This window comes from Pseudonocardia sp. DxW, assembly GCF_058448985.1.
This window is the reverse complement of the sequence record NZ_JBZFLK010000032.1, coordinates 1-26,965: the sequence shown is the minus strand read 5'-3', so window position 1 is coordinate 26,965 and position 26,965 is coordinate 1. Positions and strand designations below refer to the sequence as shown.

At 74.1% G+C, this 26,965-nt stretch carries 30 protein-coding genes; 9 read left to right on the top strand and 21 right to left on the bottom strand.

The genetic code is table 11. The features are described 5' to 3' along the window. Positions 1-181: 181 nt before the first annotated feature. Complete coding sequence (locus ACVJO7_RS30970; protein WP_491675901.1) at positions 182-790, top strand: TetR/AcrR family transcriptional regulator; 609 nt, start codon at positions 182-184, stop codon at positions 788-790. Here the strand turns inward: ACVJO7_RS30970 and ACVJO7_RS30965 are convergent. From ACVJO7_RS30965 to ACVJO7_RS30925, 9 genes are all read right to left on the bottom strand, one after another. Further along, positions 748-1,749, bottom strand: coding sequence for a DUF2891 family protein (locus ACVJO7_RS30965; protein WP_491675900.1), 1,002 nt, complete (start codon positions 1,747-1,749; stop codon positions 748-750). The genes ACVJO7_RS30970 and ACVJO7_RS30965 overlap by 43 nt on opposite strands. A 7-nt stretch (positions 1,750-1,756) precedes the next feature. Continuing rightward, positions 1,757-3,124, bottom strand: a complete 1,368-nt coding sequence (locus tag ACVJO7_RS30960) for a 5-oxoproline transporter, DUF979 family subunit (RefSeq protein ID WP_491675899.1) — start codon at positions 3,122-3,124, stop codon at positions 1,757-1,759. Between the two features lie 102 nt (positions 3,125-3,226). Continuing rightward, complete coding sequence (locus tag ACVJO7_RS30955; protein WP_491675898.1) at positions 3,227-3,844, bottom strand: vitamin K epoxide reductase family protein; 618 nt, start codon at positions 3,842-3,844, stop codon at positions 3,227-3,229. Then, positions 3,841-4,581 (bottom strand): DsbA family protein, encoded by a 741-nt coding sequence (locus ACVJO7_RS30950; RefSeq protein WP_491675897.1) that lies wholly within the window; start codon positions 4,579-4,581, stop codon positions 3,841-3,843. Before ACVJO7_RS30950 ends, ACVJO7_RS30955 begins: the two co-directional genes overlap by 4 nt. Before the next feature lie 22 nt (positions 4,582-4,603). Beyond that, the gene (locus ACVJO7_RS30945; protein WP_491675896.1) at positions 4,604-5,203 is read right to left on the bottom strand and encodes a serine hydrolase; all 600 of its coding nucleotides are present in this window, start codon (positions 5,201-5,203) and stop codon (positions 4,604-4,606) included. A gap of 307 nt (positions 5,204-5,510) precedes the next feature. Then, on the bottom strand, positions 5,511-6,290 hold the full coding sequence (locus tag ACVJO7_RS30940; protein WP_491675895.1) for an IclR family transcriptional regulator: 780 nt from the start codon (positions 6,288-6,290) through the stop codon (positions 5,511-5,513). Between the two features lie 77 nt (positions 6,291-6,367). Next, complete coding sequence (locus ACVJO7_RS30935) at positions 6,368-6,760, bottom strand: hypothetical protein (protein ID WP_491675894.1); 393 nt, start codon at positions 6,758-6,760, stop codon at positions 6,368-6,370. 166 nt (positions 6,761-6,926) lie between these two features. Further along, positions 6,927-8,132 carry an ATP-binding cassette domain-containing protein gene (locus tag ACVJO7_RS30930; RefSeq protein WP_491675893.1) on the bottom strand — a complete coding sequence of 402 codons (1,206 nt, stop codon included), beginning with the start codon at positions 8,130-8,132 and terminating at the stop codon, positions 6,927-6,929. Between the two features lie 179 nt (positions 8,133-8,311). Continuing rightward, positions 8,312-8,773, bottom strand: coding sequence for a nucleotide triphosphate diphosphatase NUDT15 (locus tag ACVJO7_RS30925; protein WP_491675892.1), 462 nt, complete (start codon positions 8,771-8,773; stop codon positions 8,312-8,314). A 37-nt stretch (positions 8,774-8,810) separates the two neighbouring features. On the opposite strand from ACVJO7_RS30925, the gene ACVJO7_RS30920 reads away from it, so the two are divergent. Both ACVJO7_RS30920 and ACVJO7_RS30915 read left to right on the top strand, forming a co-directional pair. After that, positions 8,811-9,164, top strand: coding sequence for a TraR/DksA family transcriptional regulator (locus tag ACVJO7_RS30920; RefSeq protein ID WP_491675891.1), 354 nt, complete (start codon positions 8,811-8,813; stop codon positions 9,162-9,164). A 71-nt stretch (positions 9,165-9,235) separates the two neighbouring features. Then, positions 9,236-11,314, top strand: coding sequence for a transglycosylase domain-containing protein (locus tag ACVJO7_RS30915; RefSeq protein WP_491675890.1), 2,079 nt, complete (start codon positions 9,236-9,238; stop codon positions 11,312-11,314). A 322-nt stretch (positions 11,315-11,636) separates the two neighbouring features. Here ACVJO7_RS30915 and ACVJO7_RS30910 read toward each other — a convergent pair whose 3' ends face one another. From ACVJO7_RS30910 to ACVJO7_RS30895, 4 genes are all read right to left on the bottom strand, one after another. Further along, a complete protein-coding gene (locus ACVJO7_RS30910; RefSeq protein ID WP_491675889.1) occupies positions 11,637-11,897 on the bottom strand; it encodes a hypothetical protein in 261 nt (86 codons plus the stop codon). Then, positions 11,894-13,291, bottom strand: a complete 1,398-nt coding sequence (locus tag ACVJO7_RS30905; protein ID WP_491675888.1) for a sensor histidine kinase — start codon at positions 13,289-13,291, stop codon at positions 11,894-11,896. The genes ACVJO7_RS30910 and ACVJO7_RS30905 overlap by 4 nt, the downstream gene beginning before the upstream one ends. Next, positions 13,288-14,064, bottom strand: coding sequence for a response regulator (locus ACVJO7_RS30900; RefSeq protein WP_491675887.1), 777 nt, complete (start codon positions 14,062-14,064; stop codon positions 13,288-13,290). Before ACVJO7_RS30900 ends, ACVJO7_RS30905 begins: the two co-directional genes overlap by 4 nt. Positions 14,065-14,222: 158 nt before the next feature. Beyond that, complete coding sequence (locus ACVJO7_RS30895) at positions 14,223-15,110, bottom strand: nicotianamine synthase family protein (protein WP_491675886.1); 888 nt, start codon at positions 15,108-15,110, stop codon at positions 14,223-14,225. A 129-nt stretch (positions 15,111-15,239) separates the two neighbouring features. Here ACVJO7_RS30895 and ACVJO7_RS30890 point away from each other — a divergent pair, with 129 nt between their 5' ends. Then, complete coding sequence (locus ACVJO7_RS30890; protein WP_344024736.1) at positions 15,240-15,569, top strand: DMT family transporter; 330 nt, start codon at positions 15,240-15,242, stop codon at positions 15,567-15,569. Further along, positions 15,562-16,080 carry a TetR/AcrR family transcriptional regulator gene (locus tag ACVJO7_RS30885; RefSeq protein WP_491675885.1) on the top strand — a complete coding sequence of 173 codons (519 nt, stop codon included), beginning with the start codon at positions 15,562-15,564 and terminating at the stop codon, positions 16,078-16,080. The genes ACVJO7_RS30890 and ACVJO7_RS30885 overlap by 8 nt, the downstream gene beginning before the upstream one ends. Before the next feature lie 13 nt (positions 16,081-16,093). On the opposite strand, the gene ACVJO7_RS30880 is transcribed toward ACVJO7_RS30885, so the two are convergent. Beyond that, entirely contained in the window at positions 16,094-16,600 is a 507-nt protein-coding gene (locus tag ACVJO7_RS30880) for a TIGR02611 family protein (protein ID WP_491675884.1), read from the bottom strand. Between the two features lie 61 nt (positions 16,601-16,661). Here ACVJO7_RS30880 and ACVJO7_RS30875 point away from each other — a divergent pair, with 61 nt between their 5' ends. Further along, positions 16,662-17,372 carry a metal-dependent transcriptional regulator gene (locus ACVJO7_RS30875; RefSeq protein ID WP_491675883.1) on the top strand — a complete coding sequence of 237 codons (711 nt, stop codon included), beginning with the start codon at positions 16,662-16,664 and terminating at the stop codon, positions 17,370-17,372. A 55-nt stretch (positions 17,373-17,427) separates the two neighbouring features. On the opposite strand, the gene ACVJO7_RS30870 is transcribed toward ACVJO7_RS30875, so the two are convergent. Next, complete coding sequence (locus ACVJO7_RS30870) at positions 17,428-19,158, bottom strand: BCCT family transporter (RefSeq protein ID WP_491675882.1); 1,731 nt, start codon at positions 19,156-19,158, stop codon at positions 17,428-17,430. A gap of 213 nt (positions 19,159-19,371) precedes the next feature. On the opposite strand from ACVJO7_RS30870, the gene ACVJO7_RS30865 reads away from it, so the two are divergent. Next, the gene (locus ACVJO7_RS30865) at positions 19,372-19,695 is read left to right on the top strand and encodes a DUF3040 domain-containing protein (protein ID WP_491675881.1); all 324 of its coding nucleotides are present in this window, start codon (positions 19,372-19,374) and stop codon (positions 19,693-19,695) included. 139 nt (positions 19,696-19,834) lie between these two features. Here the strand turns inward: ACVJO7_RS30865 and ACVJO7_RS30860 are convergent, their stop codons facing one another. Both ACVJO7_RS30860 and ACVJO7_RS30855 read right to left on the bottom strand, forming a co-directional pair. Further along, the gene (locus ACVJO7_RS30860) at positions 19,835-20,380 is read right to left on the bottom strand and encodes a Dps family protein (protein ID WP_344024725.1); all 546 of its coding nucleotides are present in this window, start codon (positions 20,378-20,380) and stop codon (positions 19,835-19,837) included. Positions 20,381-20,426: 46 nt separating this feature from the next. Continuing rightward, a complete protein-coding gene (locus ACVJO7_RS30855) occupies positions 20,427-20,576 on the bottom strand; it encodes a hypothetical protein (protein WP_344024723.1) in 150 nt (49 codons plus the stop codon). Between the two features lie 117 nt (positions 20,577-20,693). Between ACVJO7_RS30855 and ACVJO7_RS30850 the strand changes: the two genes are divergently transcribed. Further along, positions 20,694-21,635 (top strand): ring-cleaving dioxygenase, encoded by a 942-nt coding sequence (locus ACVJO7_RS30850; RefSeq protein ID WP_491675880.1) that lies wholly within the window; start codon positions 20,694-20,696, stop codon positions 21,633-21,635. Between the two features lie 7 nt (positions 21,636-21,642). Here the strand turns inward: ACVJO7_RS30850 and ACVJO7_RS30845 are convergent, their stop codons facing one another. The 4 genes from ACVJO7_RS30845 to ACVJO7_RS30830 all read right to left on the bottom strand — a co-directional run bounded on the left by ACVJO7_RS30845 (position 21,643) and on the right by ACVJO7_RS30830 (position 25,506). Then, positions 21,643-22,005, bottom strand: coding sequence for an STAS domain-containing protein (locus ACVJO7_RS30845; protein ID WP_358489116.1), 363 nt, complete (start codon positions 22,003-22,005; stop codon positions 21,643-21,645). Continuing rightward, positions 22,002-23,069, bottom strand: a complete 1,068-nt coding sequence (locus ACVJO7_RS30840) for a cobalamin B12-binding domain-containing protein (RefSeq protein WP_491675879.1) — start codon at positions 23,067-23,069, stop codon at positions 22,002-22,004. Before ACVJO7_RS30840 ends, ACVJO7_RS30845 begins: the two co-directional genes overlap by 4 nt. Further along, on the bottom strand, positions 23,066-24,703 hold the full coding sequence (locus tag ACVJO7_RS30835; RefSeq protein WP_491675878.1) for a PP2C family protein-serine/threonine phosphatase: 1,638 nt from the start codon (positions 24,701-24,703) through the stop codon (positions 23,066-23,068). Before ACVJO7_RS30835 ends, ACVJO7_RS30840 begins: the two co-directional genes overlap by 4 nt. Positions 24,704-24,831: 128 nt before the next feature. Beyond that, positions 24,832-25,506 (bottom strand): DUF4383 domain-containing protein, encoded by a 675-nt coding sequence (locus tag ACVJO7_RS30830; protein WP_491675877.1) that lies wholly within the window; start codon positions 25,504-25,506, stop codon positions 24,832-24,834. A gap of 157 nt (positions 25,507-25,663) precedes the next feature. Between ACVJO7_RS30830 and ACVJO7_RS30825 the strand changes: the two genes are divergently transcribed. After that, entirely contained in the window at positions 25,664-26,185 is a 522-nt protein-coding gene (locus ACVJO7_RS30825; RefSeq protein ID WP_491675876.1) for a CvpA family protein, read from the top strand. Positions 26,186-26,965: the final 780 nt, after the last annotated feature.

The window sequence follows — 26,965 nt, the reverse complement described above, 5'->3', positions numbered from 1 at the left end:
GCGGGGTCGGACCGCGACCGGCCGGTGCCCGCCCCCCGCTCGGTTATGCTCCCCGGGTACGACACGGCCGGAAGCCGGTCCTGGTCGCGACCCGCTGGTCGCCCCCCGGGGCCGGACGACGCGGAGGGAAGCATCACTGATGCTGACGGGCGGTCCGACGGGCCCCGACCGCTCCGGCTCCATGCGTGACGGGACGTCGGAGACCGACGCCACCGCTGCCCGGATCCTGGTCGCGGCGAGGCGGGTCGCCGAGGAGTTCGGACTCCGCCGGTTCACCATGGACGAGGTCGCCCGGCAGTGCGACATCGCCCGGGTCACGGTCTACCGCTACTTCCCGCGCAAGGACGAGCTGATCCGCGCGCTGGTGCTGGAGGAGCTGCGGCTGTTCACCGAGGAGGCCGACAAGGTCGTCCGCGGTGAGACGACGGTGGACGGCACGATCGTCGTCGGCGTCCGGTTCTGCGTCGGCTACCTGCGCGGACACGCCGTCCTGAACCGGCTGCTCCGCACCGAGCCCGAGGTGATCCTGCCGCACCTGACGACCTCGGGTGGGCCGGTGCTCGCGATGGCGACCGGATGGATCCTCGAGCACGTCCGCCGGGAGATCGACGTCGCCGGGCTCGCCATCCCGCCGGAGCACGCGGAGCCGTTCGCCGAGCTGCTCGTGCGGACGGTGATCTCGCTGGTCCTGACCCCCGGCACGCTCGACCTGGACTCCGACGAGGGCTGGGAGCGGGTCCGCAGGCTCTACGTGGCGCCGTTCGTGGCGATGCTGCGCCGGAACGGCTGATCCGGCCGGCTGCGCAGCGCGTCCCAGGCGAACGTCGCGAGCCAGTGGGTGGCCACGAAGTCGCGGTTCGCCAGCGACCGCAGGCCGTGCCCGAGCAGCTCCTCGGCGGCCGCCGCGAGCTGCGTGTCGCCGAGCACCGCGGCCAGCCGGTGCGCGGCGCCCGCCCGGGACAGGTTGAGCCCGTCCAGGTGCACCAGGTACGGATCGCCCGGGTCGCTCACCTCGACCGGCGCCAGCAGCGGCGCCGGGTCCGGGAGGAAGCCGTCGAACCAGGTCGCGAACTCGTCGGCGGACAGGACGCGGGCCATCAGGTCCGCCTCGCAGAGCCCGGCGGAGAGGAAGTCCTGCCCGGACAGCTCCCACCGGGCGGGCCAGCCGCGGTCGCCGGAGAACAGCCGGCGGGCCGCATCGGCGATCCGGTCCGCGTCGTCGGTGCGGCCGAGATCGAGCGCGGCGCCGTGCAGCAGGGTCAGGCCGAACGCCGTGTTCGAGTGCAGCCCGTGCCGGACCGGATGGTGCAGCCGGGGGAGCCAGCCCGTGGTCAGCCGGTACACGGTGTCGGTCAGCGGCTGCAGCGCGTCCCGCCAATCCGGCCGGGGCAGCCGGGCGCAGGCGGCGGTGAGCCGGGCCGTCCAGGCCCAGCCGTAGGGCCGCTCGAACACCGGGTGCGCCTCGAGATGGGCCGCCTCGCCGCGCAGCCGGTCCGCGGTCAGCGTTCGGCCGAGGGTGGCCGGCAGCTGCGGGTCGTCCGCCCCGGCCAGCAGCAGCTCGACGCCGAGCCAGTGCATGTGCACGCAGGAGTGCCAGTCGAACGAGGTGTGGAACGCCGGGTGCACCCGCTCCGGGGTGATCCCGGACCGGACCTCGCCGGCGTCGGCCAGGTGGACGAGGTGGTACGGCGCCGTCGTCGTCAGGTTCTGCAGGACGACGGCGGTGAAGTCGGAACGGCTCGGGATCACGGTGCGGTCACCTCGGGAACGCGAAGATGTACATGATCACCACGTTGGCCACGAGCATGATCGCGGCCGTCGGGGCGTGTGTGCGGATCACTCCGTAGCGGTCGCGCATCTCCAGCAGCGCGGCCGGGACCAGGGTGAAGTTGGCCGCCATCGGCGACACGAGCGTCCCGCAGAAACCGGCCAGCATCCCGATGCTGAACACCACCGCCGGGTCCGCCTGGTGGATCTCGACGAGCAACGGCCAGCCCAGTGCGGCGGTGACGATCGGGAAGGCCGCGAACGCGTTGCCGACCAACAGCGTCAGCAGCGCCATCGTCAGGCAGTAGGCCGCCACCGCGACCAACCGCCCGTCGGGCAGGACGGTCTGCAGGACCTGCCCGACCGCGTCGCCGAGGCCTGCCCTGGTGAACAGCACCCCGACCACCGCGAGCACCAGCGGGAGCAGCGCCATCGAGCCCATCAGGTCGAGCAGCCTGCGTCCCTCCTGGAAGGGGGCGCCGATCGGACGGCCGCCCACGGTGACCGCCGGGCCGGCCAACGTCACCACCAGGGTGATCACCGGGACGCACAGTGCGGGCAGGAACAGCCGGTGGCTGAGCCGCGTCGCGGACTCCTCGCGGGCGGCGTCGCCGGTGCTGGTCACCGTGCCGGGGCGCAGGGTCCGCGCCGACGAGCCCAGCACGACGACGGTCAGCACGACCAGTCCGAGCGGCCAGGCCGGCGCGGCGCCTGCGGTGACCCACGACGCGTAGACGAACCCGGCACCGGCCAGCCCCCAGAACACCGCGCTGGTGTGCCGCCGGGGATTGCCGCGGTCGCGGGCGGTCAGCCCGGCGACCACGAGCAGCATCGCGGCGATCGCCCAGTTGACCGGCTCCGGGCCGATCACGGCACGGCGTCCGGCGCCGGGGCGGCCGCTCGCCGCCGAGGAGCCCTTCAGCCGGTCCCGGACCTCCTCGGTCAGCGGGCCGGTCCGGCGCTCGGCGGCAGCCTCGACCATCGGGTACAGGACCGGGCGCACGGTCTGCGCGACGCCGAGCACGGTCAGCAGCCCGGCCGCCGCGGTCACCTGGCGCAGTGCCAGGTAGCCGAGCAGAATCCGGCCGGGGGTGAGCGAGGCGAGCCTGCCCACCGTCCGGCGGACGTGCGCCTGCAGCCCCATCCGCTCGACCAGCCCGACCATCGGCAGCGCGAGTAGCAGGATCATCACCGGCCGGCTGTCGGCGAACGCGGTACCGACGATGTCGAGCATCTGCAGCGGGGTGAGACCACCGACGGCACCGGTGACCAGACCGGACACGGTGACCACGAGCAGCGGGTTCATCCGCAGCACGAACCCGATCACGACCAGTGCGAGGCCGATCAGGACCAGCATCGAGGCAACTCTTCCCGGGAGGGACGACGAGCTCTGTTGACACGTGAAATTGTCCTACAATCCAACAACGCGCAAGCTCCTGTGGCGCGCCTCATGCCGCGCTCACGCCAGGCCGAAGAAGAAGTCCCGGAAGGTCCACGCGGCGACCGCCAGGATCAGCAGGTACCAGACCGCCGGGACGCTGGAGTGGAACCGGCGCAGCGCCACGACCAGCGGGCGGGCCGGGCGGACCAGCGCCAGGGTCTCCAGCGTCGAGTACCAGAACACGGTGATCGTGACGAGCCAGACCACCATGCAGTACGGGCACAGCGCGTGGATCTCGGCCAGGCTCTGCCAGATCAGCCAGTGCACGAACACCAGGCCGAGGGTGCTGCCGACCTGCATGCCGACGGTGAACCAGGCCGGCGGTTCGAACCCGGCGAGCATCGCGACGCCGCCGGTCACCGCCACCGCGAACGCGACCAGCCCGATCAGCGGGTTCGGGAACCCGAACACCGACGCCTGGGCGCTCTCCATCACCGAGCCGCAGGAGATCACCGGGTTGATCGAGCAGGACGGGACGTAGCCGGGATCGCTGAGCATCGCCAGCCGCTCCAGCACGAGTACCGCGGCCGCGGCCAGCCCGATCGTGCCGCCGACCAGGTAGACGGCACCGGCCCGCCGGCGGCGGGCGCCGGCCCCGGACGACGAGCGCCCGGTCCCGGCGAGCGTGGCCGTCACGCCGCCTCCGCCAGCGCCCGGTCCAGCTCGGCGCGGATCTCCTGGTCGACCTCCGCGAAGGTGCTGCCGGCCGGCTCGAAGCGGCGGCCGTCGATGAAGAACGTGGGGGTGCTGAACACGCCGAGCTCCTCGCCGAGGTCCATGTCGGCGTCGACCCGGTCGGCGACCTCGTCGGAGTCGAGATCGGTCAGGAACCGCGGCATGTCGAGCCCGAGGCGCTCGGCGTAGCCGGTGAACCGCTCGCGGGCGGAGTCCTCGTCGGACGCGGCGCCGTTCCCGGCCCACGCCGAGTACTCGTCGTAGAGCAGGTGGTACATGTCGGCGTAGCGGCCCTGGTTCTCCGCGGCCTCGGCGGCCTGCGCGGCGAGCGGGGCCAGCGCGTGCATCTCCAGCGGGAAGTTGCGGGTGGCGAACGTGATCCGGTCGGCGTAGTCCTGCTCGATGCCGACCGTCAGGTTGTCGTAGAACGCCGAGCAGGCCGGGCACTGGTAGTCGAGGAACTCGACCATCGTCACCGGCCGGCCGGGCTCGGTGATCATGCTGGCGCCGACGACCAGCTGGTCCTCGGACACCTCGGACGGCGGCGCGGGCGAGAGCAGCGCGCCGCCGATCGAGAACGCGGCGAACAGCACGACCACCACGGTCAGCACCGTGTTGATCGAGATGCCCCTGCGCTCGGCCATCGGGTTCGGGGCCGCCTTGGCCGGGCGGGCCTGCGGCTTCTTCTTCTTGGACATCGGGATCTCCTCCGGAACGGGGTCAGTGCGCCGAACCCGGCGCGGTGAGTGCGGGGAGCAGGGACCGGATCCCTGCGGTGACGGCGTCCCGGCCGTCGGCCCGGCGGGTGCTGCCCGGCTGGTGGGTCAGCAGCACGACGACGAACCGGTCGCCCGCCCCGACGACGCCGCGGGTGGCCGCGCCGTCGTCGCTGCCCCGCAGCATCCGCGCGACGACGGTCGCGGTGGCCGGATCGGGCGGCTGCCGGCCGTTGGCGCGCAGCACGTCCAGCGCGATCAGCAGCTTCACCACCGACGCCGTCGCGAAGCCGGGGCGGTCCGCGACGCCGACCGTCTCCCCGGTCCGCCGGTCGTGCACGGCGACGCCGACCTCGGCCCCGGGAACCTGCGCGACGACGGCCGTACGGGCCCGCTCGGCGACCGACCGGCCCAGGGTGGGCGGTGCCGCGGACGGGGTGTCGACGACGGTGGTCCCGGGCACCCCGGTCGAGACCGCCACCAGCGCGGTCGTCACGGCGGCGGCGGCGACCACCAGCGTCCCGCGGCGGGGGCTCGCCGGCCGGGCCGGGCCCTTTGGGCGGTGGCCCCCGGTGCCGGACGCCGAGCCGGGACCGGCTGACACGGTGTCGAACGCTGACACGGGGGCCTCTCGTCCGGTCGGATGCGGATGGACCGGTGGCCGGGCACGCAGGTGACCGCCGCCGGGCCGCCCGGCCGGAGGGCACCCGCCGGCCGGGCGGGGTTCCGGGGCGGGGGAACCCCGGAACCGGGTGTCACCGCGGTCGTGGGGCCGGTCCGGTGACGCCGTCGGCGACCGTACGAGCACCGGTGACGGTCCCGCCGGGACGTGAGCAGGCGCTTTCCCCGGCGCGGAAATCAGCGACCGGCCACCCGGGGGTGCACCGGCTGACCGGTCCGTTCCGGGCCGGTCAGGGCCTGCCGAGGCACCAGCTGCGCTCCTCGGGGAGCGCAGCGAGGACGGCGCCCGCGGTGTCCTGCAGCAGCGAGGCGAGGTAGGGCAGGTCGGCGGCCGGGATCCGGTGCCGGGGGCCGCCGACCACCAGGGCTGTCTGGTCGGTGACTGCGAGCCCGATCCCGCGCACGTCCGGTTCGGACTCGCCGTCGATGGTGGCGTAGCCCCGCTCGCGGACCCGGTGCAGGTCGGCCAGCAGCGCGGGGACCTCGGTGATCGTCCGGTCGGTCATCCGGCGCAGCGGCCGCCCGGCGTAGAGGTGGCCGACCGTGTCGTCGGTGTAGCGGGCCAGCAGCGCCTTCCCGCCGGAGGTGGCGTGCGCGGGCATCGTCATGCCGAGCCGGGTGGTGACGCGGGTGGAACGGTCGCTCTCCCCGTTCGCGACGAACTCGACGCTGCGCCCGATTAGCTGGACCAGGTGCGCGGTCTCGCCGCAGGAGCGGGCCAGCTCGCGCAGGTGCGGGAGGACGTCGTCGGGCACCCGGGGGGCGGCGAAGGTGGTGGCCAGCTCGGCGAGGGCGGGACCGGGCCGGTAGAGCTTGGAGCCGGTGACCCGGGCGAGCATCCCGGTGTGTTCCAGGCTGCTCAGCAGCCGGTGCGTGGAGCCGAGTGCCAGGTCCAGCTCGGCGCTGACCTCGGAGAGCCGGACGACGCCGCGTTCGGCGATCAGCCGCAGCACCTGCACCGCGCGGTCGACACCGCGCAGCGAGCTGCCGTCCCGGTTCGTCTCGGTCATGGCTGGGTCCTCCGGCTCCGGTGGTCGGGCTGGGCGTCAGTCTGTGCCGGCATGGGCGGCGCGGGCCACCGGGTCGCTCAGCCGGATGACGGCCCGGTCCGCCGGGGTGCCGTCCGGCAGCGGCTGCGGGTCCCGCCGTGGCAGCGGTCGCGCCCGGCGTCCCGACTGCGCCGGCGCCGTCGGGCGACCATCGGCCCGTGCGGGGGGTGCACGATCACGTTCCCCGGACCGTCGAGCAGGCAGGTGCCGGTCGCCGCTGCGCAGGGCCCCGGGGGCCGCCCGCGCAGCAGGGCGAGCACCCGGCGGCCGCCGGCGCCGGCGCGCCGGACGACGCGGCCGGCCGCGGCGGCCAGGGCGACCAGGCAGCCGGCGAGCTGCGGGACGTCCCGCTCGTCGTGCCAGTAGGCGTCGTGGCCACGGTCGGCGGTGTCGTCCGGCTCGTCCGCCCAGCCCATGTTCACGTCGTGCACCCGGTGCGGAGGAGATCCATGGTGGTCCTTCCGGAACTCGGTGTGGCAGGCGGTCCCGGAGGACCGGAGGTGGGGTGCGCGCAGCGGTCCCCCGGCCGGTGGGACACGGCGGCGGGCCGATCCTCACGGCGGCGCGCCGTCGGATCCGTGACAAATGGGACACGGCTCAGTCGTGGTCGGCGGGCACCGGCGTGCGCACTGTGACCGGGAGGTGGATCCGCCGCCCGTCCCGGTCGAAGGCGTGCAGTGACCGGGCGTCGAAACCGATCGCCATCCGCGCATTCACCGGTGGCCGGTCGTGCGGCCCGAGCCGGACCCGGAACACCGCGCGGCGCGGGGGCCGGTCGAGCGGGGTGAGCACGTCACCGCCGTCCGGATCGCAGCCGTGCGGATCGATCCCGCCCGCGCCGGTGTCCAGCACGGCGTAGACACCGCCCGCCCGCTGCTCGACACCCTGCACCACCCCGGTGAGCACGAACCCGGACCCGCCGGGCAGCACCGCGTCCGGCCGGACGCCGAGCACGATGCGCTCCCCGTGGAAGCGCGCGATCGACCGGGACCGCAGGTCGTTCCAGGGCATCGAGTGGTTCTGCCGCCCGATCGTCAGCACGACGTGCCGGTCCTGCTCGGCGTGCACACCCGCCTCGACGAGGTTCATCGGCGGATCGCCCAGCGCGACCGCGCCGAGCACGGTGCCGGGCCGGTCGGCGAGATCCCGCGGGGTGCCGGCGTCGCGCAGCCGGCCGCCGTGCAGCAGCGCGACCCGGTCGGCGATACCGGCCGCCTCGGCCGGATCGGCGGTCGCGTACAGGATGGTCCGGCGCTCGGCGCGGAACTGGCGGAGGACCTCGCGCAGCACCGCCGCGGTCTCTTCGTCCACGCCGGCGAGCGGCTCGTCGAGCAGCAGCATCCGCGGGCGCCGGGCCAGCGCAGTGGCCATGGCCACCCGCCTGCGCTGTCCGGCGGACAGGCCGTCCAGCGGGTAGGGGAGCAGGTCGCCGACGTGCAGCCGCTCGGCCAGCTCGGCGATGTGGCAGGTCCGGGTCCAGGTGCCGACGCCGGCGACCTGCATCGGGCGGTCGATGTGCTCGGCGACGGTGCGCCGCCGGGTGGTGTCGCGCCGGGTGTCGACGAGGGCGGCGGGCCGGTTCCTGGCCCGGAACCGGGAGCAGGCGGTGCCGTCGATCAGCACCGAGCCGGTCACGGGGGCGAGCTCACCCGAGCCGAGCCGCAGGACGGACGACTTGCCGCTGCGCGGCGGACCGAGCAGCGCGACGACCTCGCCGTCGCCCACCTCGAACGTCACGTCCACCAGGGCGACGGTCCCGTTCGGGTATCGCGCGCCCGCGCCGCGGAACGACAGTGTCGGCATGCGTTGTCCAGAGCCCCGTTCCCGCTTCTCGTTGCACCGGCGTGCGATTCCGGGAAGCTAGGAGATCGGAGATCAGGGAACTGCGGATCTTTACCATTTCTTAAGGAGACAGCGGCCGGAACGGCGCGTTACACGATGCTCGTACACGAGCGGCCGAATTCGCAAGATAGTTGATGAAATCAATTCGGTCGAGCAGCGGCGGGACGGGCCAGCAGGTGCAGGTCCCAGCCCGCGAGCCCGCTGCCGGGTGCGCGCCAGGCGTGCCGCACGGCCGCGGTGTGCACGAACAGCGGCCCGGGCAGGTCGTCCGGATCGGCCCAGCGCCAGGCGTCGACGGCGTGCGGCTCGGTGACCGTGAGCAGCGCGCCGGCCGGGGCGGCGACGTGCACCGCGAACGTCACCCCGCTGCCGACGGTCCGCACGCACACCGCGAACAGCGATCCCCGCGCCGCGACGACGCCGGTCTCCTCGGCCAGTTCGCGCAGCGCGGCGGCCACCGGCGTCTCGCCGCCCTCCAGGTGACCGCCGGGGAACGACCAGCTCGGCTCCTCGCCGGCGGTGACCCGGTGGCCGATCGCGATCCGGCCGTCGTCGCGCTCCAGCACGACGCCGACCCCGGACACCGGGCGCGGGAGATTCATGCGGACGAATCTGGCACGCCGGAGGATCCTGGTCGGCATGGACCCCGCAGCGTTCGACGCCGAACGGGCCCGGGTGGACGGCCGGCTCGCCTCGCTGCGCCACGAGCTGGCCTCGCTCGCCGAGGAACAGGCGCTCACCAGCCACGACGACGAGCACGATCCGGAGGGCGTCACGATCGCCGTGCAGCGGGCGCAGCTGCAGGGCCTGCTCGCCGCCGCGGAGCGGGACCGGGCCGAGCTCGACGCCGCCGCCCGGCGGCTCGCCGACGGAAGCTACGGCGTCTGCGCGGAATGCGGCGGCCCGATCGCCCCGGAACGGCTGGAGGCGCTGCCCGCGGCCCGCACCTGCATCGGCTGCGCCGCCCGCCGGCGCCCCCGGTCCCGGCGCTGACCCGCGGATCGTCAGGTAACCGTCAGGGTGACCTCACCACCCTGTCACGATCTCCCGGGGAACCTGGGGGCATGCCCGACTCCCCACCCACCGGTGACCGCGTGCGCTTCGTCCGTCGCAGGCTGTTGCAGGGGATCGGGGCGAGTGCGTTGGCCGGGGTGCTGCTCGCCGGGATGCTGGCGCCGGTCGCCGTCGCGACGGCGGTGGTGACCGAGGAGATCACCGGCGTCGCCGACGAGGCCACCAGCGCCCGGCTCGGCGACGGGCGGATTGGCGCCACGTCGGTGCTGCTCGACGCCGCGGGCGAGCCGTTCGCGCACCTCTACGACCAGCACCGGGAGCCGGTCGGGCCGGACGGCATCGCGGACACGATGACCGCCGCGATCGTCGCCATCGAGGACCGCCGGTTCTACGAGCACGACGGCGTCGACTGGTACGGGATGGGGCGGGCGCTGATCAGCAACGCGGCAGGCGGCTCCGCACTGGACGGGCAGGGTGCCTCCACGCTGACCATGCAGTACGTCAAGAACTACCGGCTCAACGTGCTCGCCTCGACACCGGAGGAGGAGCGCGCGGCCACCGCGAACACCCCGGCCCGCAAGCTCGCGGAGGTGCGGCTGGCGCACCAGGTCGAGGCGGTGCTGGACAAGGAGGAGATCCTCGCCGGCTATCTCGACCTGATCTACTTCGGCCGCGGTGCCTACGGCGTGCAGAACGCGGCCCGCACCTGGTTCGGGACGACCGCCGACCGGCTCACCGTCCCGCAGGCAGCGCTGCTGGCCGGGATGATCCAGGCCCCCGAGCGGTTCGACCCGCTGAACAATCCGGAGGCCGCGCAGAACCGCCGGGACACGGTGATCTCCGCGATGGTCGACGTCGGCTCGATCACCCCGGCCCAGGCCGAGCAGGCCCGCGCCACCCCGGTCGAGGTCCGGCCGGACGCCGGCGTCCCCGCCCAGGGCTGTGCCGGCGCCCGCGAGGGCACCGGCCACTTCTGCCAGGCCGTCGTCGAGGCGCTCGACGCCGCCGGCCTGGAGGCGGGCGTGCTGCGCAACGGCGGGTACACGATCCGCACCACCCTCGATCCGCGGGCCACCGAGGAGGCGCTGACCGCGGTCCGCCGGGCCGGCGCCGCCGAGGGCTCGTCGTCGGTCGCGAACGTCGCCGCGCTGGTGGAGCCGGGCACCGGCCGGGTCGACGCGCTCGTCTCCAGCAGCGAGTACGGCTTCGACGCCGACGCAGGCGAGACCGCCTACCCGCTGGCCACGCTGCCGCTGCACGGCGCCGGCTCGGTCTACAAGGTGTTCACCGCGGCGGCGGCGCTGGAGAGCGGGATCGTCACCCCGGACAGCATGCTGGACAACCCGGCGAGCTACACCTCGCGCAACTTCCGCAACGGCACGGCGCCCTACACAGTCGCGAACTACGGCAACTCCGGCAGTGGCCCGATGACCCTGCGGCAGGCGCTCGCCAGCTCGCCGAACACCCCGTTCGTCGAGCTCACCGACCGGATCGGGTCGCTGCAGCCGGTGGTCGACATGGCGTGGCGGCTCGGGCTCCGGCAGACCCTGGAGGCGCCCACCCGCGACGGCGGCACCGTCGGCGAGGCGGTGATCGCCCAGCGCCGGGCGTCGTTCACCCTCGGCCCGGAGGGCACCAGCCCGCTGGAGCTGGCGACCGTCGGCGCCACCATCGCCTCCGGCGGGGTGCACTGCACGCCGCTGTTCGTCGAGTCGGTGACCGACCGGGACGGCGGCGACGTCGCGCTCCCGGGGCCGCGCTGTGACCGGGTGATCGACGAGTCGGTGGCCCGCGACCTGGTCACCGCGCTGTCCGGGGACGCGACCTCCGGCACCGCCGCGGGCGCGGCCGCCGCGGTGGGCTGGAACCGGCCGGTGATCGCCAAGACCGGGACCACCCAGAACTACGCCTCGGCCGCGTTCATCGGGGCCACCGGCGACCGGGCCGGCTCGGTGATGACGCTGCCGACCGGGACACCGCGCCCGGTGTGCACCGGCCCGCTGCGCACCTGCGGGTCCGGCAACCTCACCGGCGGGGCGGTGCCGGCGCGGGCCTGGTTCGCGATGGTCTCCGCCCTCGACGGCGGCGCTGGGGGCACCCCGCTGCCCGGGACCGGCGCCGGGACCTGACCGGCCGGCGGCCCGCCGGGCCGTCCGGCGCGGGACCCGGCCGCCGGACGGTGATCGGCGGCTCGCCCGGCGCGTGCGGTACGGACCGGTCCATCCGGGACGTCCGGTCCACCCCGGACCACCGGTCCACCCGGGACGGCGACGAGCGTGAGCCGTCGCCGTCCCCGGTCGCGGACGGGCACCCGTCCCCGGTGGGCCGTAGCGGCGGGGCCGTGCGCGACCGCTCCCCAGAAGCCGCGCACTCCACCGCCGATCACCCGTCCCCGATTCTGCCCCCAGCAGCTCCCGGCCGGGGACACCGATCGCGATCGTCAGCCAACCGTCAGGCATCTCCGCCCTGGTCAGGGCGGGTGTCCGGAGCCGTTCCGGAGTGCGTCGGGGTCGAAATGGGGGTCGGGGTCGGGGTGGCCGACGGGGTCGGCGCGTCCTCCGGCAGGTCGTCCGGCCGGACGCTCACGGTCGGTGCGGGCGACGGCGCTTCCGTGGCCGGACCGTAGGGCTCCGGCTCGTCCTCCAGGGTCACCCCGCACCCGCCCAGCGCGACCGCCAGCCCGACGGTGAGCACCACCGCGACGCGTCTCATCCCGCCACCCCCGGAAGCTCCACCACGACCCGGGCACCGCCGCCGGGCCGGTCCTCGATCCACACCGATCCGTCGTGCCTGCGGACGTGCGCCGCCACCAGCGACAGTCCGAGCCCGGTGCCGCCGCCGTCACCGCGGCTGCCCGCCCGGGCACCCCGGGAGAACCGCTCGAACACCTCGGCCCGCTTCCCGGCGGGCACCCCCGGCCCGGCGTCGTCGACCTCGATCCGGCCGCGGCCCTCCCGCGCCGACACCCCGACCCGTACGGCGCCGCCGGCGTGCGCGTCGGCGTTGTCGAGCAGGTTGCCGAGGATCTGGTCGATCCGGCGCCGGTCCGCGCGTACGGGCACCGGCTCCGGCGCGTCGATCTCCGGCGGCGTCCCGCCGCGCACCCCGACGATGCCGCGCACGAGCTCGCCCAGCTCCCACGGCTCGCGCTCCAGGGTGTCGCTGCGGGAAATCTCCAGCAGGTCGAGCACCATCCGGCGGAACCGCTGGATGTCGCCGTCGAGCAGGTCCACCGCCTGCTGCGCGGTCGGCGGCAGCTCGGAGCGCCTGCGCCGCAGCACGGCGACCGCGTTCACGAGCGTGGTCAGCGGCGAGCGCAGCTCGTGGCTGACGTCGGCGGCGAACCGCGCGTCCCGGGCCACCCGCTGCTCCAGCGCGTCGGCGGTCCGGTTGAAGGTCGCGACCAGTGGCGCGAGCTCGGCGTCGGAGCTGCCCGGCAGCCGGGCGGCGAGATCGCCACCGGCGACCCGGCCGGCCGCCTCGGTCAGCTCGGTCAGGGGCTGCAGCGCCCGCCGGCCAGCCCAGTGCCCGAGCCCTAGCCCGAGCACCGTGCTGACCGCCACACCGATGATCAGCACCGAGCTCAGGAACCGCAGGTTGGCGTCCAGCAGCTGCAGCGGGAAGACTTCGACGAACACCGTCTCGCCGGGCATCGGGGCGGCGACGACCAGGCTGGGCATTCCCTCGACCAGCATCCGCTGCCGGGCGCCGATCCCGGACCGGGCCATGTCCAGCAACGGCTTCGGCATCTCGGAGACGTTGATGTCGCGGCCGCTGGTGATCCAGTTGCCGTCGTGGCGGAGGGCGACGGTGGTGTTCGGGGTGCCGGCCAGCCCGGTGAGCAGGTCGTCCAGCCCGTCGGACTCGGGACTGGCGGAGATCGCCCGCTCGACCAGCCGGACGTTCACATCCACCTGCCGGGTCGCGCCCTCCACCCGCTGCTCGACCAGGTAGTAGGACGCCAGGTTCCAGGTGACGGTGGCGAACAGGCCGGTCACCACCAGCGACACCAGCGCGAACGCGGCCCCGATCCGGTGCCGCAGCGGCAGCCGCCGCAGCGGCAGGCGGTCCAGCACCGACCGGCGGGGCGCGCCGGGAGGGGTCATCCGCGCCAACCGGGCACTGGCTCCGAGTCCGGGACGGCCGGTTCGGGCCGGCGCTCGACCCGGCCGGCCTTGTAGCCTGCCCCGCGCACGGTGAGCACCACGGTGGGCCGGTCCGGGTCGGCCTCGATCTTGCGCCGCAACCGGCGGACGTGCACGTCCAGCAGTCGGGTGTCGCCGTGGTACTCGTAGCCCCAGACCCGGGACAGCAGCTCGTCGCGGGTGACGATCCGGCCCGCGGCCGCCGCCAGCTCGGCGAGCAGCCGGAACTCGGTGCGGGTCAGGTGCACCGGATCGCCGGCGCGCAGCACGACGCCCTCGTCGGGCCGAAGTTCGACGTCGCCGAGCAGCAACCGGCGCGGCGTGGCCGGGGCCAGCCTGCGGCGCCGCAGCAGGGCCCGGATCCGGGCCGCCAGCTCGCCCGCGACCAGCGGCTTCGTCACGTAGTCGTCGGCGCCGGCCTCGAGCCCGGCGATGACGTCGGCGGAGTCGGACCGCGCAGTCACCATGATGATCGGCAGGTCGCCCGCGTCGCGCAGCCTGCGGCAGACGGTGAGCCCGTCGATCCCGGGCAGCATCAGGTCCAGCAGCACCAGGTCGATGTCGGGTGCGCCGGCCCGGGCGAGGGCCTCCTCGCCGGTGTGCACCGCATCGACATCGAAGCCCTCGTCGTCCAGGGCGAGCCCGAGCGCCTGCCCGATGCGCACGTCGTCGTCCACGATCAGCACCCGGGTCCGGGAACCGACTCCGCCCTGTGCCACCTCGAGCTCGACCATGATGACCCCGATTCCACCCGATCGTCGACGTGAGGTCGAACCGCTGGGTCCGCCCGCGACGATCGTCAGCTGATCGTAAGCAGCGGCCGGTCGGCGTGCACCTCACGCGAACGGGGCGGCACGCCGACCGGTCCGGGATCCGGCTGCGCCGGCCCGGCTCAGCGCGGCGCGCGCGCCACCAGGACCGAGTTCACGACGTCGGTGCGCGGATGCACCTCCAGCAGCACGTCCAGGGCGGGCAGGTCGGCCGGGCCCAGCTCCGGGTACAGCAGGGTCCGCAGGCCGGCAGCGGTGCGCACGAGCAGCGCCGTGCCCGGGCCCGCGGCGGCCGCCAGCCGGGCGGTGACCACGTCCTTGGCGGCGGCGTCGGCACCCACCAGCGCGCCGAGCAGCACCAGGTCGGCGCGCCGGATCTCGTCCGCCAGGTCCGCGGGCAGCGCCGCCGCGGACAGGTCCGCGGCCAGGCTGCGGGTGCCGATCCCGACGGCGTCGGCGACCGCGGTGCCCGCGGCGAGGGCGGCCGGGTCCCGGTCGACGTGCAGCACATCGCTGCCGTGCCGGTCGGCGAGCACCATCCCGGTCAGCGGCAGCGGACCGGACCCCAGCACCACGGCCCGGCGCGGCACGCCGAACCCGACCGCGGCCAGCGCGGCCAGCTCGAGCCGGACCAGGTCGAGATAGTTCCCCAGGTAGGGGAACCGTTCGAGCTCGGCGGCCGGGTCGGCGGCACCGGCTATCCGGTCCGCCCAGTACTGCTCCATCAGGCCCTCGCCCTCCGAGCTCAGCCCGCGCAGCCGGTCGACGTGCGCCGCCACGCGCTCGAGGACCGCGCCGGTACAGCCCGCCGGCGGATGGCAGCAGAGCCGCACCAGCTCGCCGAACGCGGCGTCCACCACCGGACCGGGCCGCAGGTCGGTCCGCTCCAGCTCCTCGCACAGCGCGACCAGCCGCTCGGCGGTCGTGATGGCGGCACCGCCGGCGTCCCGCGGCGCGCGGGGCGCCGGGAACCCGATGGCAGTGATCGCTTGGCTCCTCTGCGTAGTCACGTTGATCGACAGTAACCAATGACAATCGTTATGCATGTCGGTCGACCGGGTGGACGATAAACCTGAGCATCTGCTCCAGAACCGGGGTAGCGTCGGGCCGGACACCGCCGGACAGGGGAGGACGGACACATGTGGGGATGGCTCGCACTGGCGATCGGGGCCGAGGTGACGGCCACCATGTCGCTGCGGGCGTCGCAGGGTTTCAGCAGGCTGCTGCCGTCACTGGTCACCGTCGCCGGCTACGGCCTCGCGTTCTGGGCGCTGGCCCAGGCGCTCACCCGGGGGATGGCGCTCGGCGTCGCCTACGGGGTGTGGGCCGCGGCCGGGGTCGCGATCGTCGCGCTGCTCGGGGTGCTGTTCCTCGGCGAGTCGCTGACCTGGGTGCAGGTCGGCGGGATCGTGCTGGTCATCGGCGGCGTGCTGGCGCTGGAGATGGGCGGATCGGCGGCGCATGCCTGAGCCCGCCGACGGCCGGCTGCGCAAGGGCGAGCGCCGCCGCCGCGCGCTGCTCGACGCGACGCTGCGGCTGGTCGGCCGGGACGGGACGGGCGCGGTCACCCAGCGCGCCGTGGCGGCGGAGGCGCAGGTGCCGCCGAGCGCGGTGCTCTACTACTTCGCCTCGGTCGACGAGCTGCTGGTGTCCGCGCTGGCCACGGTCAACGACCGCTACATCGAGCGGCTGGCCGGTGTGCGCACCGTCGCCGAGCTGGTCGTGGTGCTCGGGGAGTGGGGCAGCAGGCACGATCTGTCGCTCACGGTCGCCGAGTACGAGCTGCTGCTGTTCGCCGCCCGCCGCCCGGACCTGGCGCACGAGCTGCGGCGCTGGGACGACGCGCTGGCGGCGGCCGCCGTCCGGCTGGTGCCCGACGACCCGCAGCGGCGGCCGCTGTTGGTGGCCTGCGTGAACGGCCTATGCCTGGCCGCCGCGCTGGGCGCGCCGGACGACCCGTCGGTGCTGCTGCGGATCTGACGCCGCCGACGGCTCAGGCGAACGGCTCCAGCGGCGAGTCCAGCCAGCCGGCGTCGATCCCGAACCAGTGGCTCACCAGCCCGAACACGTCGAGCAGCCACAGCGTGACCAGCACCACGGCGCCGGTCGCGGCGAACAGCAGCAGCCGGACGACGATGTGCTGCTGCTTCTGCCAGTCGTTCCACCGGTCGTAGTGCCTGCGGGCGAAGTGCAGCAGCCGGCGCGCCCCCTCGAACTCCGAGGCCAGCACCGCCAGCCCGGTGAACACGACGAGCCAGCCGGGGCCGGGGTAGGGGATCAGGATGATGCCGACGATCACGATCAGCGTGCCGAGCACCCCGATGCTCCAGCGCCAACAACGGTCCACCACCGGGCGGTGCCGCAATCCGTCGCGGAAGCCGCGGTAGCGGGTGTGCGCGCCGTGGTAGCGGGCACACCAGCCGCGGACCGGCGGGTCGGCGGACGGGTGGGCGGAGGAGCCGTGGTCGGGTGCGCTGCCCGGGGGCCGACCGTCGCTCATGGCCTGCATGGTTGCAGATGTTCATCCCCGGGCCCTGCTGCGGGCGGATACCGTGGGCCTCATGAACACGGTTCCCACCGGCGAGCGCCATTCGGAGTCCGTGGAGAACTACCTGAAGACCATTTTCCTGCTGGGGGAGCGGTGGGAAGGCTCGGTGGGCATCTCCGCGCTGGCCGAGCGGCTGCAGGTGTCGTCACCGTCGGCGTCGGGGATGGTGCGCAAGCTGGTCGAGACCGGGCTGGTCGATCACGCGCGCTACGCCGGGATCACCCTCACCCCGGTGGGCCGGGCGTCCGCACTGGCCGTGGTCCGGCGGCACCGGCTGATCGAGATGTTCCTGGTGACCGAGCTGGACCTGGCCTGGGACGAGGTGCACGAGGAAGCCGAGGCGCTGGAGCACGCCGTCTCCGACCGCCTGCTGGACCGGATCGACGACCGGCTCGGCCATCCTCGCTACGACCCGCACGGCGATCCGATCCCCGGCCGGGACGGCGAGCTGCCCGAGGTGCTCGCCCGCAGGCTGCCCGATCTCCGCTTCGGCGAGGGCGGCGAGCTGGTCCGGGTCGACGACACCGATCCCGAGGTGCTGCGCTTCCTCGACGCGCACGACGTGCGGCTCGGCGACCGAGTGCAGCTGGCGGCGCGCAAGCCGTTCGACGGCCCGTTCGTGGTGCGGCTGCAGCGCACCGGCGACGGGCGGGCCGACACCGACGAGGAGTGGGGCCCCTCGCTGGCCCGGGCGTTGTGGGTGGGGTCGGGCGCCCCGGCCTGACCGCCTCGCATGACGGCGGCAGGCCGGGGGAACGCGTTCCCGCCCCGCCGGCCGGTCAACTCCGGTCTTCGCGGGATCCGGGTGTCCGCCCGGGGACGTCGCCCACCCCGTTCGAGGGGGACGAGGCGAACTCGGCGACGGCGGTCTCGCGCATCAGCGGATCGGACTCCGGCTGCAGCTCGTCCGGCTGCTCGGCGTCGCCGGGCGCGGCCCTGCTGGTGCTGCGGCGCAGTGAGTCGAGCGGTGAGGGCTCCGGCGGCAGTGTCACCACGAACTTCTCGTCGCGCAGCGCAGTGGAGAGACCGACCGCCATCAGGATCAGCACTATGCCGAGCGGGAGACCCGCCGCGATCGCCGCGGTCTGCAGAGCGGACAGCGCGTCCGCCCCGGCCGCGGCGCCTGCGGCGAGGAGCACCGCGGCGATCACGCCCTCCAGCACCGCCCAGAACACCCGCTGCTGCCAGCGCGGGTTCGGGTCGCCGCCGTTGGTGAGGATGTCGATGACGAGTGATCCGGAGTCCGAGGAGCTCGCGAAGAACAGCACCACCACGAGCACCGTCAGGATCGACGCCAGGGTGATCAGGATCTGGGCGACCGGCAGCTGGTCCAGCAGCACGTAGATCGCGGTCTCCGGTGCCGCCGTCGCCAGCGGGTGGTCCGGATCGTTCTGCACGAGCTCCAGCGCGCTGTTGCCGAAGACGGTCAGCCACACCATGGAAGCACCGATCGGTGCGAACAGGCAGCCGGCGACGAACTGGCGGATGGTGCGGCCGTAAGAGATCCGTGCCAGGAACATGCCGACGAACGGCGACCAGGAGATCCACCAGCCCCAGTAGAAGAGCGTCCAGCCGCTCTGCCACTCCGCCGCGGTGCCGTTGCCGCCGTCCGGGAAGGTCTGGAAGCTCAGCCCCGGGATCTCCTGTACGTAGCTGCCCATGTTCGCGGCGAGGCTGTTGAGCAGGTCACGGGTCGGCCCGAAGAAGAACACGAGCAGCATCAGGGTGAAGGCGAGCCACAGGTTCAGCAGCGCCAGTCGGCGGACGCCCTTGTCGAGGCCGAGCATCAGCGAGGCGATCGCGATGGCGGTGATCCCCAAGATGAGTAGTACCTGGAGCGTCGTCGTGTTCTCCCAGCCGAACAGCACGTTCAGCCCGGCGCCGACCTGCTGGGCGCCGATGCCGAGCGAGGTGGCCAGGCCGAACAGCGTGCCGAACACGGCGAGCACGTCGACCAGGTAGCCCGGCCAGCCGTTGATCCGCTCCTTGAGCAGCGGATAGAGTGCGGCGGCCGGGCGCAGCGGTAGGCCCCGTCGGAACGCGAAGTAGCCCAGCGACACACCGAGCACGATGTAGATCGCCCACGGGTGCAGGCCCCAGTGGAAGAACGTGTAGAGCATCGAGTCGCGGGCCGCATCCGGCGAGCCCGGCTCACCGGTCGGCGGCGCGGTGAAGTGCGAGATCGGTTCCGACACCGCGTAGAACACCAGCCCGATGCCCATTCCCGCGGTGAACAGCATCGCGAACCACGAGGTGCTCCCGTACTCCGGCGTGGAGTCCGATGGGCCCAGCTTCACCCGGCCGTACCGGGAGAACATGAGGAACAGGACGAAGATCAGGAACCCGGTGGCGGAGAAGATGTACAGCCAGCCGAGCGTGTCGGTGATCCAGGTGTTGACGGCCCCGGCCACCTCCCCCAGCGATGTCGGCGAAATGACCCCCCACAGCACGAAGGCCACGGCCAGACCGGCGGAGCTGATGAAGACGGGCGGGCTGGTGTGCGCCCGCAAGTATCGAAGAATCAACTCGTTTACCCCCATACCGCTCGGATCGACACGACGACGACCACGGTCACGATTCAGACCCCTGCTTCATATCGCAGGCACTGTAGGTCCACTCGGAGCATCCGCACAGCACGGGGGCGCGTCCGGTGGCCGGTGCCACCGCCGCGACCTACCCTCAAGGACCCATCACGTCCGCGCCGGAGTCTGACGAGGAGTGCCGTGCTGGAGGACCGTCCCGCCCGTCCGCTGGACCAGCGTGAGCTGCGGGTGTTGGACGAGATCTCGGCAGCGACGCTGCGCGACGACCCTGGTCTGGTGCACCGGCTGCACGGTGTCGAGGGAAACACGCACCCGCCCGCAGCGCAGACCGGGACGCCGCTCGCCTGGCCGCTCGTGTTGGGGGTGATGACGGTCGCCGTGCTCTATGCGCTGGTGATCGTCGCGCTCCCGCCGGTGCTGGCTCTGGCCGTGGTGCTCGGCGTGCAGCTGGTGCTGGTGCCGGCCGGCTGCCTGTACTGGGCCCACCGGCGCGGCGAGCTCTGAGCCCCGGGCCGCGGGCCCGGGAACCGTCCCGGCGCCCGGCCCGGGAACGGTCCCGGCGCAGGCGGACGGGCCCGGTCCCGCGGATGCGGAACCGGGCCCGGTGCGTCAGGCGCCGTGCGCGGAATTCAGCGCGTGGGACTCAGCGCGCGGCGTCGGCCGCGTCGGCCTCGGTGCCGGAGTCCGCCGAGCGCAGCGAGCCGTCCGAGCTCTCCAGGTGGGCGCGCACGAACCACTGGAACTGCTCCAGCTCACCGGACTGCGCGATCAGCATGTCCTGGGTGACCGGGTCGAGCGTCTCCAGCTTCTCGATCTGGGTGCGGTGGTCGGTGATGACCCCGGTGTAGACGAGATCCAGCGCCCCGAGGTGCGCGATCGCCTCGTCCCGGCCGATCGAGTAGTCGTCCCAGGTGCGGTCGCGCACGAGCGCCCCGGGGGTGCCGTCCGGCGAGCCGCCGAGGGTGGCGATCCGCTCGGCGACGTCGTCGACCATGCCGCGCACGCTGTCGACCTGCGGGTCGAGCATCTCGTGCACCGCGATGAAGTTCGGGCCCACCACGTTCCAGTGCACGTGCTTGAGGGTCAGCTGGAGGTCGTTGAGCGCGTGCAGGCGGTTCTGCAGCAGCGCGACGACCTGCTCGGCGTCGCCCCGCTCGAGTCCGGGAACGGTGTAGCGGATGGTGGCCATGATGGATCGCTGTCCTTCCGTGTGGTGATCGTGTGCAGGGCGGGTCTCAGGACGCCGCGGGACGCTCGTCGTCCGGTTCCACCGGCTGCTCGGCGAGGTGCACGCCGTCGCCGTCGGGGGTCTCGTCGACGGGTGTGTCGCTCTGCTCCGTCGGGACCGGACCGGTCTCGCGGCGGGTCGCGTCGGACGTCGTCATGGGATCCGGGTACCCGCTCGGCGCGGGTTCATGTACGGCACCGCGATCCCGGTTCCGACGGGTGCGCCGCCGGTTGCCGTGGTAGTTGTGAGGGCAACGACCAGACGAGGAGGGTGGATGTCGACCGAACTCACCCCGCACGGCCTGCACCACGTCACGGCGGTGGCCGGTGATCCGCAGCGGAACGTGGACTTCTACGTGACCGTGCTGGGGCTGCGGCTGGTGAAGCGGACGGTCAACTTCGACGCGCCGCAGGTCTACCACCTCTACTACGGCGACGGCGGCGGCAACCCGGCCACGCTGCTCACCTTCTTCCCGTGGCCGGACGTGAGACCGGGCCGTACCGGTGCGGGGCTCACCACGGCGACCTCGTTCGCCGTCCCGCCGGAGTCGCTGGGCTGGTGGCAGGGCCGGCTCGCCGGCCTGGGCGTCCCGGTCGACGGGCCGGTGACCCGGGACGACGAGGAGGTGCTGACCCTGCGCGACCCGGACGGACTGGTCGTCGAGCTGGTCGCGGCCCCTGGCGACCACCGTTCCGGCTGGGACGGCTCCGGCCACGTCCCGGCCGAGCACGCCGTCCGCGGGCTGCACGCGGTGACCGTGTCGGAGGCCGACGCCGAGCCGACCCACCGGATGCTGACCGAGCTCGGGATGAGCCACGCCGGCGACGACGGGCCGCGCTCCCGGTTCCGCGCCGACGGTCCGGCCGCGACCGCGGTGGACGTGCTGGACGGGGTGGACGGCCGCGGGCTGCAGGCCGGCGGCACCGTGCACCACATCGCGTTCCGGGTGCCGGACGGGGAGACCCAGCAGCGCTGGCGCGACGAGCTCGTCGCCCGCGGTCTCGAGGTGACCGAGATCCTCGACCGGCGGTACTTCACGTCGATCTACTTCCGGGAGCCCGGCGGCGTGCTGTTCGAGCTCGCCACCGACGGCCCCGGCTTCACCGTCGACGAGCCGCTGCTCGAGCTCGGCCGGTCGCTGCGGCTGCCGCCGTGGCTGGAACCCGATCGCGCCTCGATCGAGGCGAACCTGCCCGCACTGACGGCCGGGGACTGAGCCCCGGTCAGGTGTCGTGCCGCTCCGCGCGGTCCGCCGGGTGCTCGCCGGTGAGGTGTTCCCAGGTGCTGGTGATGCGGAGCAGCCGGTCCAGCGCGCGGCCGCGGTTGTCCAGGCGCAGCGCGATCCCGGCGGCCGCGGTACGCCGGCGCAGCATCAGCAGCGCCGACAGGCCGTAGGAGTCGCAGAACCCCAGTCCGGCGCAGTCCAGCCGGAGCTCGTGCGGATCGGCGACGGCCTGCAGCGCGGCGTCGGCGGCGTCGGCCAGCTCGTCGGAGGTGTCGTAGTCGAGATCGCCGGAGAGCGCGACCAGCGCGACCCCCGGTCGTGGCTCGGAGTGGGGCACGTCCGGTCCTCGTTCGTCGTTCATGCCGGCCTCCCGGCACCGTGCGGGTCGCCGTCGCGGGCGGCGGCGGCCACCGCCAGCAGGTCCGACGCCCTGGGGAAGTCGCGCAGCTCCTCGCCCAGCAGGTCGAGGACCGGGGGCAGCACGTGCGGCGGCACCGACCGGGCGGACAGCACCGAGGCCGTCCAGTCCAGGAACCCGGTGAACAGCTCCGGATCGCCGGTGTAGAGCGCGACGGCCAGGAAGTCGACGATGTGGCGGACGTCCTCGGCGGTGCGCAGCAGCTGCGCGTCGTCGTAGTGCGCCATCTCGGGGATCCGGCCGGGCAGGCCCTCGACGACGGCGGCGACCAGCCCGGGCGCGTTCCGGTCGACCAGGGTGAACTCCTGGTCGGACAGGTGCGGCAGGTCGTCGGTCGGCTGGGCGTGCGGGCGGGCCGGTGCCGGCAGGCCGCCGGCCAGTGTCTCCGCGGCGGCCCGCGCGTCGGGCGCCCAGGCGTCGGCCGCGAGCAGCCGGGCGTACCGGCCGTCCGGTCCGAACGCGGCCCCGCCGACGATCACCGGGACGCCCGCGGCCTGGCAGGCCGAGATCGTGGCGTGCGCGGTCGGCAGCCGGGTGGCGATCGACGACGACAGCGCCACCGCGTCCGGCCCGGTCCGGTGCAGGTGGGTGATCAGGTGCGCCGACGGGACCTGGGCACCGAGGTAGTCGACGTCGAAGCCGCGCAGCCGGAGCACCTCGGCCAGCAGCCGGGCCGGGAGCGCGTGCCACTCGCCGTCGACGCAGGCGACGGTGATCCGGCCGCGGCCGCCGGGGCTGCGGGGGGTGGACAGCGCGAGGGTGCCGATCACCCGGTCGTTGATGGCCGTCGCGGCGTGCTCCTGGGCCACCGAGATGCGGTTCGCGGCCCAGTCCTCGCCGACCGACGCCTGCACCACCCCGATCACCTCGAGCAGCACCGTCTCCGCGTCGATCCCGTCGTGCAGGGCGTCCACGACGACGTCGACCGCGGTGTACTCGTCCCCGCGCAGCACCGCGTCCCGCAGCAGCGCGGTGCATCGGACGACCGGATCCGGATGCCCGCTCATGCGGTGTACCGGCCGCGACCGTGCCCACCCACCGCCGACAGGTGACGCCCGCGGGGGGCGGTGACGGCGAGCAGGGCCATGTCGTCGTGCGCGTTGCGGCCGACCCACTCGGCGGCGACCATCTGGATCCGCTCGACGAGGGCCTCGGCGGGCAGGCCGGCGCACTCGCCGGCCACCCGCTGCAGGCGCTGCTCGCCGAACTGGCCGTGGCCCATCGGGCCGCCGCGGGCCTCGGTGATGCCGTCGGTGTAGAGCAGGCAGGTCTGGCCCGGGGCGAGCCGGGTCTCGTGGGTGGTCGCCGCGACGGCGGGGAGCACCCCGACCAGGGTGCCCCGGGTGTCGGCCTCCTCGACCCGGCCGTCCGCCCGCACGATCAGTGGCGGCGGGTGGCCCGCGGCGGTGAGCCGCAGCCGGACGTCCGCCCCGTCGCGGGTCACCGACGCCAGCACCATCGTCACGAACCGGGTGTGGTCCTCGCTGAGCAGGGCGTCGTTGAGCAGGTCGAGCAGGCGGCCGTGGTCGTCGGCCATCGGGAGCAGTGCGTGCAGCGTGCTGCGGATCTTCCCGGTCAGCACGGCCGCCTCCAGGCCCTTGCCGCAGACGTCGCCGAGCACGGCGAGGGTCCGGGCGGCCCCGTCGGCGGTGGGCGCGCAGGGGTGCACGTCGTAGAAGTCGCCGCCGACCCGGTCGCCGTCCTCGGCGGGCCGGTAGCCGCCGGCGAACTCGACGCCGGCGATCTGCTCCAGGCGCGGTGGCAGCAGGTCGCGCATCAGGGTCTCGGTGACGGACGCCTGCTGGGCGAACATCCGGGCGGCGGACATCGCCAGGCCGGACCGGGCGGCGAACTCGCGGGCGGTCGTCTCCTCGCCCTCGCTGAACGGGCCGGAACCGGCGCGGCGCAGCAGCACCAGCGCACCGGCCGGGATGCCGTGGCCCGGCAGCGGGGTGATGACGATCGAGCCGGCCGTGCCGATCCCGGACGGCACCAGCCAGGCCGGGGCGGCGGCCGGGTCGATCCAGCGCGACGGGACGGGCGGGAAGCCCTGCAGCGCCTCGGCCAGGCCGGGCACCTCGTCCGGATCGAGCCGGGTGGTCGCCGACTGCGCCGGGCCGCCGCCCGCGACGGCGCTGACGACCCGGTACTGACGGCGGCCCGCCGGGGTGAGGACGACCGCGGCGTCGGCGAGCACGTCGACCGCGAGCCCGGCGGTCACCTCCATGCACCGCTGCAGGTTCAGCGAGCCGAGCAGCGCGGCGGACGCCTCGGACAGGAAGGTCGCCCTGGCCTGCTCGATCCGCAGCTCGTCGCGGACCGACCGGACGTCGGTGACGTCGACCAGCCACCAGGTGACCGAGCCGTCGTCGTGCGATGTGGGGGTGGCCTCGATGGCGCGGCCGTCCACCACGTCGGCGAAGCCGGCCGGACCGGCGGCCACGTGTGCGCTGTGCAGCCACGGCGCGACCCGGTCCAGCGGCTCACCGGTCCGCAGCGTCGGCACCAGGACCAGCGCCGCGTCGTTGATCTCGAGCACGGTCCCGTCGGCGCGCACGGTCAGTGCGGCGCAGGGGGCACCCGTCCACCGGGGGTCGGCCACCCGGGCCGGCCCGCCGGTGGTCTGCTGGATCTCCGTCACGTCGGGTACCGGTCTCCCTGCTTTTCGTTGCGTGTTCCGGGTTCGGAAGGGGGTACCGCATCGTACCGTCCGCGCGGCCCTCCCGGAGGTCACGGTCCGGCCGCACGGTGCGCGGCCGGACCGTGGGATCACGCGTGTGTGCTGCCCCGGCCGGTGAGTTCCTGCCAGGCGCGGCGCCGCTCGGCGAGATCGCGGATCGACCCGACCTCGGCGAGCAGGCGGCGCTGCTCGTCGGTGCCGCCGCCGGAGGCGACCAGCCGTTCGGTCTCGGCGAGCGACCCGGCGGCCTCGATGTCCGCCGAGCCGTGCGGGAGCCGCTGGTCGCGATCCTCGTCACCCTCGGCGTCCACCGGATGCCGCTGCTCGTCGGAGTACGGATTGTCCGACGGGAGCCGTCCGGTGAACCGGCCGTAGCCGCCGAGCGTCAGCAGGACCAGCCCGGCCAGCAGGCTGAACACGACGTTCGGCATCCGGAACGACAGGACGTTGTACGGCGTCCCGATGAGCAGGACGTTGACCACGCCGGACAGCATGAACAGCGCGCCGACGGTCACGCTCACCGTGGACGCCATCCGGCCGCCGCGCACCGCGGCCGCCACCAGCACGGTGCCGACCACCAGCGAGACCGCGGACAGCAGGTTGTTGGTGGTCATGCCGAACAGCGGTGCGCCGGTGGTGGAGAAGAAGTCGAGGTTGTTCGTGATTCCGAGCCCCCCGAACACCCAGAGGGTGACACCGATCAGCGCGCTGCTGACCCGGTGCAGGCCGTTCAGCAGACGCGGGTCGGACCCGAGCGATGGCATGCAGTTCCTCCGATACTGATCGAGCGGGGTTCTTCCGGATATCCCCTCGCCAGGCCGGTCAAACCCGGCGGCGGGCCGGGCCTCAGCGCGCTCTCAGGTCCGCCGGGCACTGTCGGTCAGGTAACGGCGGCGGAGGACGCCCGCCGGGGGAGGACCCATGACGCTGCTCGACGTGATCGTGCTGATCGTGCTGCTCGCCGCCGCGGTCGGCGGGTTCCGCAGGCTCGGCGGGGTGGCTCGGGCCGGGAGCCTGCTCGGCCTGGTCATCGGCGCCGGTGTCGGTGCCGCCTGGGGCTCGCAGCTCGCCGGATTCGGGGCCACCCCGGGCTCGGCCTGGCTGTGGGGGCTGCTCGGCATCCTCGGCGGCCTGCTGCTGGGCTCGCTGGTGGGGAGGTTCCTCGGCGGCCTGGTCAGCAGGCTGCTCGCCGGTGCCCGGCTGTCGTTCCTGGACCGGGTGGTCGGGGCCGTCACCGGCGGGGTGGCCGCGCTGCTGGTGATGTGGCTGGTGTCCTGGGTCGTCCCGGCGCTGGTCGACCCGGCCGCACTGGCCCCGGTGGGCTCGCTGGTCGACGCGCTCGGCGGGGGCAGCCGGATCCTGAGCTCGGTCGGCGAGGTGTTCCCGGCGACGACGTCCGCGGTGCGGGACGCGGTGGACGCGGCCCGGCCGCCGGCCGGCTGAGATCGGGGAGTGCTCCCCGCCGGATCGCGACGCGCATTCGCCCCCGACGCGCTGCGGGAGCCGGCGAGGAGCACTCACCCGGTCAACGCGCCGGACCCCGGCGCGGATACCCCCCTGATGCGGTGACGGCACCGACGGTCGGCCACCCGCAGCGACCGGAGCTCCGTCCCGGCCGGCCGGGACGGAGCCGCTGCCGGGGCCGGGCCGGCGGCGCCGCCCTGTTCAGTGCGGGATCGCCACCCGTCCGGGCGGTCCGCCGCCACCGCGGGATCCCGGTGCCGGGGTGCGGACGGCGGGGAGCCGCCGATACCCGGGGTGCCCGGGCGCTACCGATCCGGCGATCCGGCCGTTCCGCCGGGCAACGGGCCTGGTCGAGGCACCCGATCCAGGGCCGATGCGACGACCCCGACCGTTGAGAACACCACGCGGGCACCGCCCCGCAGCCGCGAAGTGCTCGGCGTCACAGAAGTCCCGGGATCCCCGAAATCGCTTGTGAGGGCCGCTCAGGAACCGTGCAGCCGGTCCTCGCATGCCGGTTGACCTGCGAGGACACCTGCCGTTCGACAAGAGGACCCCCCGGTTTGACCATGCCGGACACCGTGCCGTAACTTCTTCCCCGTCAGCGAGTGAGCCGGACAGAACGGGCCACAGAGCCCGGTCAACAGGTCCCGTTGGCCAGATGGTCCCCCCCGGTGGATGTCCGAGTTTCTCGGGTGTTTATGGTGGTGGGGTCAAGGCGATCCGCCTTCGGATCCGGTTGTGAGGCCGGTGGTGTGGTGC